This window comes from Corynebacterium sp. UD i78, from assembly GCF_056280545.1.
Genome location: NZ_JBWCED010000001.1, coordinates 1,105,907 through 1,121,271 on the forward strand (window position 1 = coordinate 1,105,907; position 15,365 = coordinate 1,121,271).

The following is a 15,365-nucleotide window of genomic DNA, read 5'->3' on the forward strand; positions in this document are numbered from 1 at the left end:
GAAAAAGTGCCAGGCCACTCCGCATGTCGAGCATCGCACATCCGAGCACCCGTGATCCCTCGGGTCCACACCACCGCGACGTAAGGTAAATCGAACACGTGCATGTTTTCGGTGTCGCATGTACCATAGGAAGCGAGACACTCTCCACCCACACCACCACCGGAGACACCATGCACCGCCACACCTTCGTCCACCGACGAACTACACACATGATCGACCTACTGGACAACCTCCTCACCCCGTCTCCACCACCACCGTCCTGGTCGATTGTCACCAACCCCCACCCCGCCGCGACAGCGAAACTACGCATCAACCGCCACGAACTCGACCTCGCCGCCACCTGCACCCCCGACCCCGACGACAACGTCTACCGCACCGCCGACCACCTCGCCCGCACCCTCGGCATCACCCGCAGCAAAGCACTGACCTACTGCGACATCGGCACCATGCTCACCCGCATGCCCCGCACCCGCACCGCCCTGGCCTGCGGCGCCTTCAACATCGACCTGCTACGCATCCTCGCCGAGCTGACCTGCACCCTCGACGACACCCACCTCGAAGCCGTCGACACCGAACTCGCCACCCTACTGACCCCCACCCGCCCCAACCAGGCCGTCCCCGGACCCCGCACCCTCCGCCGCCAGGCCACCGCCATCCTCACCACCCACCAACCCGACGCCCGCCCCGCCGACCCCGAAGACCCCGAACTCCCCACCCCCGACCTGCACCTCGACTTCACCATCGACACCACCGACACCGACTACACCGTCTTCCAGATCACCCTACCCACCGACGAAGCCATCGGCGCCACCCGCATCATCGACGCCATCGCCACCGCCCACAACACCTCCCGGGCCACCGCCTTCACCGAACTGCTCCACGGCACCGCCGGCGAAGTGAAAGTCACCCTCAACTGCTACCGCAACCTCGACACCGGACAAATGCACCTCGAAAACCAGGAACTCACCGGCACCGCCCCCGACACCTGGATGCGCCGGGTCACCGAACTGACCGTCCCCTCCCACTCCACCCACCACGGCCGCTTCGCCACCACAGCACAGAAAGCTCTCATCGCCGGTATCGACGGCACCTGCCGCGCACCCGGCTGCGACAACCCCGCCGCCACCGCAGACGCCGACCACATCCACCGCTACGACAACAACCCGCACACCGACACCCGCGAGATGCAGTCACTGTGCCGACGCTGCCACATCCTCAAGACCCTCGGACTGACCGACTACACCCGCCTGACCGACGGCACCACCATCGTCTCCAGCATCGACGACAACCACACCGTCACCACCGTCCCCACCGGACCACTGGCCCACGCCAACCTCACCTTCGACCGACGCCTCGCCCACAAAACCAGGACCAGGAAAGAACACCAGAAGACCCGCGACCACTGGAACTACATCACCCGCCTCACCTTCCAGACCGTCGGAGCCTCCGCAATGGTCGTTGAGGAACCCATCCCCTTCTGAACCAGCAGTTACACTTCCACCATGACGTTTAACTCGAACCTGAACGGTATGGGAGGCCGGGCCTCCTCGGGCGGCAGCTCCGGTGGGTCCGGCGGTGGCTTCGGATTCGGTGGTGGCGGCGGCAACGGAGGTCGTGGCGGCGGGTTCGGCGGCATCATCGGAATGCTGTTGATGAGCAAGGTGGGACGTCGCTTCGGTATCCCCGGTATTCTCGTCGTCGCCGTGATCGCCTTCTTCGCCAGCGGTGGAACAAGCATGTTCAGCGGCGGTTCGTCGACGAACAACATGACCGGTGGGAACAATGTCTCCGCCGGTGGTTCCCTGGAGCACTGCAACACCTGGGAAGACGCCAACAACTACGACGACTGCCGCATCGAGGGTACCGCCATCTCGCTCGATGCCGTGTGGTCGCAGATCCTCCCTGACGAGACCGGGATCAGCTACAGCGAACCCGGCGTCCAGATCGGCGACGGAACCGTGAACACCGGCTGCGGCCGCGCATCCACCGCGCAGACCGGCCCGTTCTACTGCCCCGGCGACAGCACCGTCTACATCGGCGACGACTTCTTCGCCCAGCTCAAGTCCATGGGCGGCTCCGACGGCCCCTTCGCGCAGATGTACGTCGTCGCCCACGAGTTCGGCCACCACATCCAGAACCTGCAGGGCACCATCGGCCTGTCCAACTACGACGATCCCGGTGAAGACTCCAACGCCGTGAAGATGGAGCTGCAGGCCGACTGCTACGCAGGAGTGTGGGCACACCATGCCGACAACGGCGAGAACGCCATGATCGACCCCCTCAGCGACGAACAGATCGCCCAGGCCATCCGGTCTGCCCAGGCGATCGGCGATGACGCGATCCAGCAGTCGTCCGGTGGCAGCGTCAATCCGGACGCCTGGACCCACGGCTCCTCGGAGCAGCGTCAGCAGTGGTTCACCACCGGCTACTCCGAGGGCACCGTCAACTCCTGTCACCAGGAGTTCGCTCAGTAGTCACTCACCGCGGATAAGGTCTGCGGCCTTCTCCCCGATCAGCATACAGGTGATGTTCGGGTTCACTGCGGTGAGCTGCGGCATGACCGACGCATCGACCACGCGGAGGCCCTCCACCCCCTTGACCCGCAGCTGGGGGTCGAGCGGTGACATGACGTCATCCTCAGCACCCATACGTACCGAGCCGGCCGGATGGTAGACGGTGTTGTGGGTCTTGGCCACGTAGTCCGCGATATCCTCGTCGGATTGCACGTCCTCCCCCGGGAAGAGCTCACGACCGGCGTAGTCCGCCATCGCCGACTGCGCGACGATGCGGCGGGCCAACTTGATGCCCTCGACCGCGATGCGCATGTCGTAGCCCTCTTCATCGGTGAAGTACCGCGGATCGACCTTCGGCTTGTCCCGGAAATCGCAGGAGCGCAGCCGCACCGTGCCACGGGCCTTCGCGTGGGTGATGTTGGGAGTGAGACAGAACGCCTCGTCCGCGGTCGGGTACCCCTGGCGCACCGTGTGCATGTCGAAGGGCATGGAGCCGTAATGCATCATCAGGTCAGGGAGCCCGAGGCCGTCCGCCCCGTCTTCGTCGATCTTCTCGAAGATGCCGATCTCCCACCACTGCGAGGCGTCCCGCAGCATGGGGACCTTCGACTCCCAGGAGATGACCGCCTCCGGGTGGTCCTGCAGGTTCGAACCAACACCGGGGGCGTCCACCAGCACGTCGATGCCCATCTCCGTGAGGTGGTCGGCCGGGCCGATGCCGGAAAGCATGAGCAGCTTAGGGCTGTCGATCGCTCCGGCGGAGACGATCACCTCACGGTCCGCCCGCATCCTGGAGAGACGACCGAAGATATCCGCCAGATACTCGATGCCGACAGCCCGGCCGTCCTCGACGATGACGCGGGATACCTGACGGTCGGTGATGATGTCCAGGTTCTCCCGGTCCATCACCGGATGCAGGTAGGACACTGACGAGGACGCCCGGATGTTGTCGTCACTGGCGTTGATCTGGAACCAGTCGGCACCGTGGCTGACAGTCTCACCCTCGTTGAAGGGGGTGGTGGGCAGCCCCTCCTGCTCGCACGCCTCCAGCACCGCGGCACCCACCGGATCCTTCGGGGGGACCGACCGCAGGTGCACCGGGCCACCGTGACCGTGGTTGTCCCCTGCCCGGTCATTGTCCTCGATCCGGTCCCTGATCAACGGCAGGACAGACGCCGAATCCCATCCGGTCGCCCCCAGGGTCACCCAGTGGTCGAGGTCCTGAGCCGGGGTGTGGAAGGCGATGCAGGAGTTGTGTGACGAGCAGCCGCCGAGAACCTTGGCCCGGGCGTGCCGCATGAAGGAGTTGCCGTTCTCCTGCTCCTCGATCGGGTAATCCCAGTCGTACCCGGACTCCAGCAGCCCCGGCCATTCGTGGAGGTTGAGGATCTCCGGCTTGTCCACGTCGGTGGGACCGGCCTCGATGAGGGCCACGGTCACGGACGGGTCCTCGCTGAGCCGGGCGGCCACCACGGCACCGGAGGATCCTGCCCCGACGACGATGTAGTCGTAGCTTTCGCGGTTGTCACGCATGTCTTCTCCTGTCTTCTTCGCTTACTTTTCCGGGAACCAGCCGGTCACGGCGGGCTCGGTGTTCTCGTAGATGTGCTTGGCCTCCCGGTACTCTTCGAGACCGGTGTGCCCAAGTTCCCGGCCGTTGCCGGACGCCTTGAATCCGCCCCACTCGGCCTGTGGCACATACGGGTGGTAGTCGTTGATCCAGATCGTGCCGTGACGCAGCGCCCGTGAGACCCGGTGAGCGACGCCCCGGTCGGAGGTCCACACCGCGCCTGCCAGGCCGTACTCGGTGTGGTTCGCCGTGGCGACCGCCTCGGCCTCGGTGGAGAAGCTCTCCACGGTGATGACCGGGCCGAAGCCCTCCTCGATCACCGCGGGGTTATCGAGAGTGCAGTTGTCCAGCACTGTCGGTCGGTAGAAGCATCCCTTCTCCAGTTCCGGGCCACCCCAGTCGCCGCCGCAGCGCAGTGTCGCCCCTGCTTCCACACCACGCTTCACGTAGTCGGTCACCTTCGCGCGGTGCTCCTCGGAGATCAGCGGACCGGACTCGGCCTTCTCATCGAAGGGACCACCCAGGACGATGCCCTCGGCACGGCGCACGAGCTCGTCGACGAAGCGGTCCCTGATCGTGTCCTGCACGATCAGTCGGGTACCTGCCGAGCAGACCAGACCGGAATCCAGGAAACCCGCGTTGAGGGCGTTGTCCAGGGCTGCGTCGAAGTCGGCGTCCGCGAACACGATGTTCGGGTTCTTGCCACCGAGTTCGAGCGCGACCTTCTTGACCGTGTGGGACGCCACTTCGGCGATCTTCTTCCCGGTCACCAGGCCACCGGTGAAGGACACCATGTCGACGTCCGGGTGCGAGGACAGCGGCGCACCGGCCTCGGCACCGGCGCCGAGGACGAGGTTGCCGACCCCGGCCGGCAGGCCGAGCTTGTCGAGGACGTCCATGATGAGGATGGCGGTGTGCGGGGTGAGCTCCGACGGCTTGAGGACGAAGGTGCAGCCTGCCGCGATGGCCGGGGCGATCTTCCAGCTGGCCTGCAGCAACGGGAAGTTCCACGGTGTGATCATCCCGCAGACACCCACCGGTTCGTAGACGACCTGTGAGATCACCGCAGGGTTGCCGGCGTCCACGAGACGACCCGGGTGCTGGTCGGCGATCTTGCCGAAGAACCGGAAGCAGTTCATGATGTCGTCCATGTCGCCCTCGGCCTCGACCAGGCGCTTGCCGGTGTCGAGTGCCTCGGCGCGGGCGAACTCGTCCTTGCGCTCTGCCATGGCGTCGGCCACCTTCAGCAGCAGATCGCCACGTTCGGCGGCGGGGGTCGCAGACCAGGATCCCTCATCGAAGGCGAGGCGGGCGGCGGCGATCGCCTTCTCCGTGTCCGCGGCCGTCGCCTCGGAGACCACGTCCACGACCTCCCCGTCGGCGGGACAGGTCACGGTACGTGTCCCTCCGTCGGAGGACGCCACCCACTTCCCGTCGATGTAGAGACTCTGCGGTGCAGCGGTGTCACTCATTCTTCGTTCCTTTCCGTATCTTCGTCGTCGTCGATCCACAGGTCAGGGGCGGGCACCTGGGTGTCCCCGGTGGGTGTCCCCCTGTCCCCGGTGAGGGACATGTACTCGAGATGGGCGTCATAGGCGTCCAGCACGTCGGCGATGACCTGCTCCTTGGTGTAGCCGAGGATGTCGTGGCCCCGGGAGCCGGTGGCCGAGAATATCTCCAGGGTGAAGTACGTGTCCTCGTCCACGTTGAGGTTCACCGCGAAGTTCGGCACCTGGCACGCCACCGGGTAGGCCTCGTACTTGAACTCGTCCTGTCCGGGGAAGGTGACCACCAGATCCACGAAACTGATCGGGTAGTCGGGGTGGGTCCCCCGGTGGCAGGACACGTCCAGGCCCAGTCCGGTGAGTTCCTCGGCCACCTCCTCGATCGCCGGGGCCGCGACGGTCTCGAGGTACCTCTCGGTGTCAGTGGCGGAGGGGAAGCTCATCCTCCGGCGCAGTCGCCGGCGCCACGCCTGACGTGCCGGGGCGGCCCCACCGGTCCGGTCCATCAGCGCCCCGACCCGGGAGAGCTCGCGGGAGTCCAGCGAGTGCTTCTCCGCCTCGAGGACGCGCCACACACTCAGCATGAGCAGGTACATCACGAAAGCGAACGGCAGTCCGATGAGCACCGTCGCCGACTGCAGCGTGTACACACCTCCGATCAGCAGCATCACCAGCGTCAGTGCACCGGTGATCACCGCCCACACGATGCGCAGCCACGGCGGACCGTCCGAGTCCTCCACCGAGGGTTTGGAGGTCATGTTCGCCATCACCAGGGAACCGGAGTCCGCAGAGGTGACGTAGAACAGCAGACCGGTGACGACCGCCAACGCGACGGCGAAGGTGGCGCCGGGGTACTGCTGGAGCAACAGGAAGAAGCCGGACTCGGGGGTGTCCACGGCGGTATTGAGGAACTCCTCGTCACCGTCACGGAAGAACCCGAGCGCGGCGTTGCCGAAGATGGAGATCCACATCGCGATGAAGGCGAAGGGGATGACCAGGACGCCGAGCACGAACTGGCGGATGGTGCGTCCCCGGGAGATGCGGGCGAGGAACAGTCCGACGAACGGTGCCCAGGCAATCCACCATGCCCAGAAGAACAGCGTCCAGTCGGACATCCAGTCCTGGGACGCGTAGTCCGTCTCGCCGTCGGTGTAGGCGAAGGTGTTCATCATCATCGACGGGAACCGGGCGACGAAGTCGCCGATGTTCTGGACGAGGGCGTTGAGCAGCTCCCCGGTCCGGCCCATGACCACGATCCACACCATGAGGACGACCGCGAGCCACACATTGAGCTCGGAGAGCCGGCGGATGCCCTTGTCCACACCGGAGACGGTGGACAGGATGGTGATGAACACGGACAGGCAGATCAGGGCGACCTGGATGCCGGTGTTGGTCGGGACCCCGAAGAGTTCGGACAGGCCGTAGTTGATGAAGACCACGCCGATACCCAACGACACCGCGATACCGAAGGCGGTGCCGATGGACGCCGCGATCTCCACGGCGTGACCCGGGGCGCCCTTGATGCGGCGTCCGAAGACCGGGGCGAGCGCGGAACGGATGCTCAGCGGCATGTGGTAACGGTAGGCGAACAGGCCGAAGGCCATTCCCATCAGCGCGTACATCGCCCAACCCGGAATGCCGTAGTGGAACATGGTCCACAGCGGGGCCATCCGGGCCGCTTCGTCGGAGACCGCCGCCCCCTCCGGCGGGGTGAGGTAGTTGGTGGCCGGGCCGGAGATGCCGAAGAACATGAGGTCCACCCCGATACCGGCGGCGAAGAGCATCGCTCCCCAGGTGAACAGACCGAACCTCGGCTGTGAATGGTCCGGGCCGATCTTCGTGTTACCGGTGCGCCGGAAGGCGACCACCAGGACGAAGACGACGACCACGCCGGCGGTGAGGACGTAGAACCAGCCGAGATTGGTGGAGATCCAGTCCTTGACGTTGTTGATGACCGTGTCGGCGGAGTCCGGGGCAAGCCAGGCCCAGAGGACGAACGCGACGATGATGCCGGCGGCGGTACCGAAGACCGGCCAGTTGACTTCCGAGTCGACGTGTTTCTTCTCAGGTGTGTCCGGTCTCCCGGTGTTCTGTTGTTCGCTCACAGGCATTCCCTCTCTCAGACGGACGTCAGTTGATCGATACAGAAATCCACCGTAGCCCAACAGAAAAACCGGCGACGGGGACGGGGTTTTCTTCCCCTGTCCGCCGCGCCGGTTCACGGCCGTCGGAGCGTGTCGTCGGTGCCGTCAGTGGGACCCGGTACCGACCGCCCTGCCCACCGCCTCAATGACGTCCTGCAACGCGACCTCGTGCTGGTCGCGGGAGGACAGGTCGCGCAGCACCACGGTGCCCTCGGCGAGCTCCTGCTCACCGAGGACCAGCGCGAACCGGGCACCGGCACGGTCTGCCCCCTTCATCGCGCCCTTGAGCCCGCGGTCGCCGTAGGACATGTCGGCGGAGACACCGGCCCGGCGCAGCTTGTCGATGATCACCGCGAGCTTCTTCTTGGCGGCCACGCCCATGGGGACGCCGTAGACGTCCACGCGGCGTCCGGAGGTCGGGGTGACACCCTCGGCGGCCAGGGCGAGCACGGTGCGGTCCACGCCGAGGCCGAAGCCGATACCGGAGAGGTCCTGGCCGCCGAGCTGGGCCATGAGACCGTCGTACCGTCCGCCGCCACCGATGCCGGACTGGGCGCCGAGACCGTCATGGACGAACTCGAAACAGGTCTTGGTGTAGTAGTCGAGGCCACGGACCAGACGCGGGTTGAGGACGTACTCCACACCCATGTCGTCGAGAAGACCGGTGACGGTGTCGAAGTGCTCACGGCAGTTGTTGCAGAGGTGGTCCGGCATCAGCGGTGCGTCCACCAGGAGCTCCCGGACCTCCGGACGCTTGTCGTCGAGGACCCGCAGCGGGTTGATCTCCGCCCGCTGACGGGTCTCCTCGTCGAGCGGGAGGGCGAAGAGGAAGTCCTGCAGCGTCTTCCGGTAGGCCGGACGGCAGTTGTCGTCGCCGAGGCTGGTCAGTTCCAGGCGGTAGCCGGTGAGCCCCAGGGCGCGGAAGCAACGGTCCGCCAGGCCGACGACCTCGGCGTCCAGCGCGGGATCGTCGACTCCGATGGCCTCCACACCGACCTGCTGGAGCTGACGGTACCGGCCGGCCTGCGGACGCTCGTAACGGAAGAACGGGCCCGAGTAGGTCAGCTTCACCGGCAGCTGGCCGCGGTCGAGGTTGTGCTCGATCACCGCACGCATCACACCGGCGGTGCCCTCGGGACGCAGGGTGACCGAGCGGCCGCCACGGTCCTCGAAGGTGTACATCTCCTTGGAGACGACGTCGGTGGACTCGCCGACACCGCGGGCGAACAGGGCGGTCTCCTCGAAGACCGGCAGTTCGATGTGACCGTAACCCGAGTTGTGGATCACCGTCTCGAAGGTGCTTCGCACCGCATGGAAGTCGACGGATGCCGGCGGCACGTAGTCGGGCACACCCTTCGGGGCGGCAAACGGCTGGATCTTCGCACTCTTCTCGGTGTCACTCACGGGGTCACAGTATACCCTGCAGAAAACCATTGCTCTGCAGCTCCCTGGCGATGGTGGTCGAGGGGCCGTGACCCGGGTAGACGGTGTCGGTGCCGGTGAAGTTCTCCGGGATCCGCTGCAGGCTGGCCAGCATGGCATGCGGATCGGACAGCGGCAGGTCGGTGCGTCCGATTCCACCGTTGAACAGCACGTCGCCGCCGAGAACAGTGCCGTCGGCGCCACGGAACATCACACAGCCGGGCGAATGACCGGGCATGTGGAAGGCCGTGAACGTCACACCTGCCAGGGTCAGCTCGTCCCCCTCCGCCACGTGCTCCGGCGTGGCCGGGACGTCCATGTGGACGGTGTCGTGCATCTCGCCGAGCGGTCCCATGGCGTCCAGCATCTCCCGGGTCAACCACGGCAGATCCGCGTGATGCATGTAGGTGGGGACGCCGTACTCATGCTGCAGCTCCGGGAGGTCCCGGACATGGTCGATGTGGCCGTGGGTCAACACGATCTGCTCGACCGTCAGACCGAGTTCCTGCACCTTCGCCCGGACGAGGAGCGCGGCCCCCATTCCGGGGTCTATGACGGTCGCCCGGGAACCGTCATGGATGACCAGGCAGTTCGTGTCCAACGGTCCGGTAGGGAGCACAACGATCGACAGTTCATTCATGCAGCCCGACTGTACCGTCACCTGCACCGTCCCTGTCACAGTCAGGTGTGGAACAATGGGCCGTTGTCCCGATCCTCAGCGATCATCCCAGCGAAAGAGAGGCCCGGAGCGTTGTCCGACAACTCCGCCCGCCGCGATGCGGCACTGAAGAACCTCGACAAGGAACTGAAGTCCCGGTCCCGCCGGGACAAGATGCGTCCCCTGGGGGTCGTCCTGGCCACCGTGGTGGTGCTCGTCGTCATCGTCGGCGGCATCTGGTTCGCCGTCACCCGCGACAACAGTGAGGACGAGAACGTCGCCGAGGATACGACGGCCGCCGAGGAGACTCCGATGGAGACCTCCGGTCCGTACACCGGCACCGGTGACGCCGCCAAGGAGGTCTCGCTCCCCGACGGCGAGAACATTCCGCAGGAAGGTACGACCGACGTGACCCTGCACACCACGGCAGGTGACATCGGCATCACCCTGAACCACGAACAGGCCCCGACGGCGGCATTCGCCATCCAGCACCTGGTCGAGTCCGGCTTCTACGATGACACCATCTGCCACCGCGTGGTCGTCTCCGACGGAATGAAGATCCTCCAGTGCGGCGACCCCTCCGGTCAGGGTTCCGGCGGCCCCGGCTTCTCCTTCCCCGACGAGTACCCCGTCGGTGACGAGGACGCCGGTGACGGCCTCTACACCCGTGGCGTCCTCGCCATGGCCAACAGCGGCCCGGACACCAACGGCTCGCAGTTCTTCCTCGTCGACGACGATTCGCAGCTGACCAACGACTACACCATCTTCGGTTCCATCTCCGAGGACGGACTGGCCACGCTCGACAAGATCATCGAGGAGAACGCGGACACCGAGGGTGCCGACGGTAACGGCGGACAGCCTGACCCGGAGGTCCGGATCACCTCCGCCACAGTCGAGGACTGACCCTCCCCACAACGAAATCCTCACCTCCATGAGGTGAGGATTCTTCTGTGCCGGGAGTGCGGTCCGACCTATCCCCCGGTCGTCACGCGGTAGACGTCGAAGACCCCCTCGACGTTGCGCAGCTGGTTCATCAGGTATCCCAGCTGCTTGATGTCGGAGACCTCGAAGGTGAAGCGGCACACCGCCACCCGGTCCTCCGAGACATGCGTGCTTGTCGCCGTGATCGGGACCTTCTGCTCGCTGACCACGCGGGTCACCTCGGACAGCAGACCGGTACGGTCCAGGCCCTCGATCTGCAGCGTCACCATGAACACGGCGTTGGCGACATTGGACGCCCACTCCACCTCGATGAGCCGCTCCGGTTCGGCGTGCAGCTTCTCCGAGTTCGTGCAGTCGGTCCGGTGCACCGAGACTCCCCCACCCTTGGTGATGAAGCCGAAGATCTCGTCGCCGGGCACCGGGGTACAGCACTTCGCCAGCTTCGCCGAGAAGTCGGCATTGCCCTGGACCAGGATGCCGGATCCGTCACCACGGCCCGACTTCACCGCCTGCTGCGGGGTCGTGTGCCGCTGACGGGTCACCGGCGGCTGCGGGATGTCGTCGACGTCCTCGGTCTCGTCGCCCTGGTAGATCTCCTTGAGCAGGTTCATCACATGGCCGGCGGTCTCCCCACCCGAGCCGATGGCGTTGTAGAGGTCGTCGACGTTCTCGCGGTGCAGGGATGTCGCCACGGTCTTCAGTGCCTCGGCGGTCACCAGGCGCTGCAACGGGATGCCGGTGCGCTGCGCCTCATGGGCCAGCGCGTCGCGACCCTTCTCCAGGGACTCCTCACGACGCTCCTTGTTGAACCACGCGCGGATCTTGTTCTTGGCGCGCGGGGAGACGACGATCTTCTCCCAGTCCTTCGACGGGCCCGCGTGGGCGTCCTTCGAGGTGAAGACCTCGACCTTGTCGCCGGTGTTCAGCGGGGTCTCCAGAGCGACCAGCTTGCCGTTGACCTTCGCGCCGATACAGCGGTGACCGACCTCGGTGTGTACCGCATAGGCGAAGTCGATGGCCGTGGAACCGGCCGGCAGGGTGATCGCGTCCCCCTTCGGGGTGAAGGCGAAGATCTGGTTGGTGGACAGGTCGTAGCGCAGCGAGTCGAGGAACTCGTTGGGGTCCGCCGCCTCCTTCTGCCAGTCGAGCAGCTGACGCATCCACGCCATCTGGTCGACCTCGGCGTTGTCCCCCTTGTGGGAGCCCTTGGTCTCCTTGTAACGCCAGTGTGCGGCGATGCCGTACTCCGCCTGGTAGTGCATCTCGTGGGTACGGATCTGCACCTCCAGGGCCTTGGCGTCCGGCCCGAGCACCGTGGTGTGCAGGGAGCGGTAGACGCCGAAGCGCGGCTGGGAGATGTAGTCCTTGAAACGGCCAGGCATCGGCTGGTAGAGCGAGTGCACGGCACCCACGGCGGCGTAGCAGTCCTTGACGTCGTCGACGAGGATGCGGATACCGACCAGGTCGAAGATCTCGTCGAAGTCGCGTCCCCGCACGATCATCTTCTGGTAGATCGACCAGTAGTGCTTCGGGCGGCCGACGACGTCGGCGACGATGTGGGCGTCCCGCATCGTCGACCCGATCTCGTCGATGACCTTGGCGAGATACTGGTCACGCTTCGGTGCCCGGTCGGCGACGAGGCGGACGATCTCGTCGTACTTCTTCGGGTAGAGGATCGCGAAGGAGAGGTCCTCGAGTTCCCACTTGATCGTGGCCATACCCAGGCGGTGTGCGAGCGGGGCGATGACCTCCAGGGTCTGCCGGGCCTTCTTCGCCTGCTTCTCCGGCGGCAGGAAGCGCATGGTGCGCATGTTGTGCAGCCGGTCGGCGACCTTGATCACGAGTACGCGGGGATCGTGCGCCATCGCCACGATCATCTTGCGGATCGTCTCGGCCTCGGCCGCCGATCCGAGAGCGACCTTGTCCAGTTTCGTCACACCGTCGACGAGCAGGGCGACCTCCGGGCCGAAGTCGCGGGTGAGGTCGTCGAGGGAGTAGTCGGTGTCCTCGACCGTGTCATGGAGCAGCGCGGCGACCAGGGTGGTGGTGTCCATGCCGATCTCGGCGGCGATGTTCGCGACCGCCAGCGGGTGGGTGATGTACGGCTCCCCCGATTTCCGCAGCACCCCCTCGTGCAGCTTCTCGGCGATGGTGTAGGCACGGTCGAGAAGCTCGATGTCCGCCTTCGGATGGTACCGGCGGTGCACCGCGATCAGCGGTCCCAGCACCGGATTGATGCGGCTCTTTCCTGTGAGGCTTCGCGCGATCCGCGCGGCCATCCACAGCGAGTTCTTCTCGTTACTCATGCCTCACCGTATCTCTCCCGGGGTGTCACCCCGACGGTCGTGCGCCCGTGTGTGCTGTAAGCCTACCGTCCGGCGGCGACGACGTAGAGCGGTAGGTCACTGAAGCGCTCCCGACCGTTGAGCTCCTCGACCTCCAGTGCTACGGCCACACCACAGACTTCCCCACCTGCCCGTTCGATGAGGCGGCGGGACGCGGCGAGAGTTCCCCCGGTGGCGAGGACATCATCGACGAGCAGGACGCGCTTGCCGGTGAGATCGAGGCCCTCAGCCGGGATCTCGAGGGCGGCGGAGCCGTACTCCAGGGCATATTCCTCGTGGAGCACCGGCGGGGGCAGTTTGCCTGCCTTGCGCACCGCGAGGATGCCGACACCGAGTTCCACGGCCACCGCGGAACCGAGGAGGAAGCCACGGGCGTCGAGTCCTCCGACCAGGTCTGCACGGAACGGTCCACAGGCGTCGGCGAGGTCGTTGACGATGAGCCGGAAGCCGTGGGCGTCCGCCAGCACCGGAGTGAGATCCTGGAAGACGATCCCGGGCGCCGGGTAGTCGGCCACGAACCGTGTGAGTCTCTTCAACGCCCAGCGGGCATCGGCCCCGGCAGGAATCTCAGGGGTGTCGGGGTCGGTCACTGGTTCTCCTCGGTATCGTCAGGTTCGTCCGGTTCTTCACTGCGTGGGTGGTCGGTCGAGGTCCAGCGGTCCATGTTCCAGCTCATCCCCGGCTCCAGTCCGGAATCGGAGACCCCGCTCACGCTCGACGCGGTGACCGTCAGCCGCGGTTCCACCACCAGCGGAACCGTGGAGGCGTCGTCGGCCAGCTGGCTCTCCGCCTGGGAGATCGTTCCGACCCGTGACACCGGCGACGCTGTGACCTGGGGGTTCCGGTTGTAGGGCGTCCGGGTGTCGAGCAGGGCGTCGACATCGGTACCCAGCACCCCCGGGGTCTGGAGTGCTGCAGCATCCAGCGGGACGGTTTCGACGGTCACTCCGGCGTCGGCGCAGGACGCGGTGAGTGCTTCGGCGACGGCCTCGTGACGGGTCTGCCCTCTGAGGTAGCCGATCCGGACCGTGGTGCCGTCGAGGGTGTCCTTCGCGGCCTGCACGTCGCGGGCGCCGAGACGTCCGGCGAGATCCTCCAGGGCGCCGGCGGCGGGACTGCCCGCGGTCGCGATCCGCAGCGCATGGGGCGCGACGCTCGCACCGGTGGTGGTCCTGACGGCGTCGACGACAGCGTTGCGGTCGATGCAGGACGCGAAGGCCCGGCGGTTGTCGGCGGTGGCGAAGATGCCCTCGTCCGACAGCGTCAGCCCGTCAGTGCGCACACCGGAGGACCGGACCACGGCCAACCCGGCGTCATTGAGTTCGGGGTCCGCCGGGCCACCGGCGAGGACTGCCGCGTCAGTGACCTCCGCAGTTCCGTCGAGGGCCCTGGTGAGGTCTCCCCCGCCGCGCACCGTGATGCGGTCGAGGCCGGGACGGTCACCGTGCCACTCGGGGTTGCGGGTCAGCACCAGGGACGGGCCCACGTCACCCTCGTTCCCGTCGGCGTCGTCCCCGAGTGACTCGATGGCGAACGGACCGGAGGTCGGGACCGTCGCCGGATCCGTGGCCGAGAGATCGAAGGTGCTGGTCCATGCCTCCCCCAGAGCGGCGAGTGCGTCCTCGTCACCGTTGTCCACCGCGTCGACGACGCTGTCGACATGCGCATGCTCGGCGATGGTGTGCGAGGGCAGGACCTCGCCGGCGCCGAAGATCTCACGGTAGCGCTGACCGAAGCCGCGGTCGAAGGTGACACGGAACTCCTTCGCTCCCGGAGAGCAGTCGAGACTGCTGATCCTCGACGTCAGACCGAGATCGGAGGCGAAGAGGTCGGTACGGTCCGCAGCAGTCGCGGTCAGCAGGAAGTCGTCACACACCACCGGCGCGCCGTCGGAGTAGTCCGCGTCCTCGGCGAGGACGTAGTCGACCACGTCCGGGTTCTCCGGATCGGGGGTCACGGTCACCAGATCGGAGTTCGGCAGCAGGCGTCCACCCGGGCCCGGGAGGTACGCCCCCGGGTAGATACGGGCGGAGAGCTTCGCCGCATCTGCGGCGACGCCCAGTGTGCTCCCCGCATTGGTCGTGAGCAGCTGCTCGTCGAGGACGTAGGTGAGGCCGTGATCCGGTTCACCGTCGTCACCGGGGCCGGAGCAGGCTGTGAGGCTGACAGTGGTGACGGTGGCCACGGTCGCCACGGTCGCCACGGTCGCGACGAGGACGCCACGGGCGGTGGATCTGCGGGAAGTTCGCACGGTGTCTCCCGTCCC

Annotated in this window: 11 protein-coding genes; 3 read left to right on the forward strand and 8 right to left on the reverse strand. The window is 66.3% G+C overall.

The window, feature by feature from the left end; genetic code table 11:
* Nucleotides 1–209 precede the first annotated feature (209 nt).
* Both ACZ9GM_RS05225 and ypfJ read left to right on the forward strand, forming a co-directional pair.
* Nucleotides 210–1,481, forward strand: coding sequence for an HNH endonuclease signature motif containing protein (locus tag ACZ9GM_RS05225; RefSeq protein ID WP_476037361.1), 1,272 nt, complete (start codon nucleotides 210–212; stop codon nucleotides 1,479–1,481).
* Between the two features lie 21 nt (nucleotides 1,482–1,502).
* On the forward strand, nucleotides 1,503–2,474 hold the full coding sequence (ypfJ, locus tag ACZ9GM_RS05230) for a KPN_02809 family neutral zinc metallopeptidase (protein WP_291474574.1): 972 nt from the start codon (nucleotides 1,503–1,505) through the stop codon (nucleotides 2,472–2,474).
* Here ypfJ and ACZ9GM_RS05235 read toward each other — a convergent pair whose 3' ends face one another.
* The 5 genes from ACZ9GM_RS05235 to ACZ9GM_RS05255 form a co-directional block, all read right to left on the reverse strand.
* The gene (locus ACZ9GM_RS05235; RefSeq protein ID WP_291474575.1) at nucleotides 2,475–4,046 is read right to left on the reverse strand and encodes a GMC family oxidoreductase; all 1,572 of its coding nucleotides are present in this window, start codon (nucleotides 4,044–4,046) and stop codon (nucleotides 2,475–2,477) included.
* Between the two features lie 21 nt (nucleotides 4,047–4,067).
* Nucleotides 4,068–5,555: an aldehyde dehydrogenase family protein gene (locus ACZ9GM_RS05240; RefSeq protein ID WP_291474576.1), complete on the reverse strand. Its 1,488-nt coding sequence runs from the start codon at nucleotides 5,553–5,555 to the stop codon at nucleotides 4,068–4,070.
* Nucleotides 5,552–7,699 (reverse strand): choline BCCT transporter BetT, encoded by a 2,148-nt coding sequence (gene betT, locus ACZ9GM_RS05245; RefSeq protein ID WP_301528482.1) that lies wholly within the window; start codon nucleotides 7,697–7,699, stop codon nucleotides 5,552–5,554. Before betT ends, ACZ9GM_RS05240 begins: the two co-directional genes overlap by 4 nt.
* A 138-nt stretch (nucleotides 7,700–7,837) precedes the next feature.
* The gene (hisS, locus tag ACZ9GM_RS05250) at nucleotides 7,838–9,136 is read right to left on the reverse strand and encodes a histidine--tRNA ligase (RefSeq protein ID WP_291474578.1); all 1,299 of its coding nucleotides are present in this window, start codon (nucleotides 9,134–9,136) and stop codon (nucleotides 7,838–7,840) included.
* A 4-nt stretch (nucleotides 9,137–9,140) separates the two neighbouring features.
* Nucleotides 9,141–9,794, reverse strand: a complete 654-nt coding sequence (locus ACZ9GM_RS05255) for an MBL fold metallo-hydrolase (RefSeq protein WP_291474579.1) — start codon at nucleotides 9,792–9,794, stop codon at nucleotides 9,141–9,143.
* Between the two features lie 111 nt (nucleotides 9,795–9,905).
* Between ACZ9GM_RS05255 and ACZ9GM_RS05260 the strand changes: the two genes are divergently transcribed.
* On the forward strand, nucleotides 9,906–10,715 hold the full coding sequence (locus ACZ9GM_RS05260; RefSeq protein ID WP_291474580.1) for a peptidylprolyl isomerase: 810 nt from the start codon (nucleotides 9,906–9,908) through the stop codon (nucleotides 10,713–10,715).
* 68 nt (nucleotides 10,716–10,783) lie between these two features.
* On the opposite strand, the gene ACZ9GM_RS05265 is transcribed toward ACZ9GM_RS05260, so the two are convergent.
* The 3 genes from ACZ9GM_RS05265 to ACZ9GM_RS05275 form a co-directional block, all read right to left on the reverse strand.
* Nucleotides 10,784–13,060, reverse strand: coding sequence for a RelA/SpoT family protein (locus ACZ9GM_RS05265; protein ID WP_291474581.1), 2,277 nt, complete (start codon nucleotides 13,058–13,060; stop codon nucleotides 10,784–10,786).
* A 62-nt stretch (nucleotides 13,061–13,122) separates the two neighbouring features.
* Entirely contained in the window at nucleotides 13,123–13,689 is a 567-nt protein-coding gene (locus ACZ9GM_RS05270) for an adenine phosphoribosyltransferase (RefSeq protein ID WP_291474582.1), read from the reverse strand.
* Nucleotides 13,686–15,350: an ABC transporter substrate-binding protein gene (locus ACZ9GM_RS05275; RefSeq protein ID WP_291474583.1), complete on the reverse strand. Its 1,665-nt coding sequence runs from the start codon at nucleotides 15,348–15,350 to the stop codon at nucleotides 13,686–13,688. The genes ACZ9GM_RS05270 and ACZ9GM_RS05275 overlap by 4 nt, the downstream gene beginning before the upstream one ends.
* Between the last annotated feature and the right edge of the window lie 15 nt (nucleotides 15,351–15,365).

Excerpts from the sequence above, each read along its gene's own strand:
- ACZ9GM_RS05225 (WP_476037361.1), top strand. The coding sequence starts at position 210 with ATGATCGACCTACTGGACAACCTCCTCACCCCGTCTCCACCACCACCG.
- ypfJ (WP_291474574.1), top strand. The coding sequence starts at position 1,503 with ATGACGTTTAACTCGAACCTGAACGGTATGGGAGGCCGGGCCTCCTCG.
- ACZ9GM_RS05235 (WP_291474575.1), bottom strand. The coding sequence starts at position 4,046 with ATGCGTGACAACCGCGAAAGCTACGACTACATCGTCGTCGGGGCAGGA.
- ACZ9GM_RS05240 (WP_291474576.1), bottom strand. The coding sequence starts at position 5,555 with ATGAGTGACACCGCTGCACCGCAGAGTCTCTACATCGACGGGAAGTGG.
- betT (WP_301528482.1), bottom strand. The coding sequence starts at position 7,699 with ATGCCTGTGAGCGAACAACAGAACACCGGGAGACCGGACACACCTGAG.
- ACZ9GM_RS05255 (WP_291474579.1), bottom strand. The coding sequence starts at position 9,794 with ATGAATGAACTGTCGATCGTTGTGCTCCCTACCGGACCGTTGGACACG.
- ACZ9GM_RS05265 (WP_291474581.1), bottom strand. The coding sequence starts at position 13,060 with ATGAGTAACGAGAAGAACTCGCTGTGGATGGCCGCGCGGATCGCGCGA.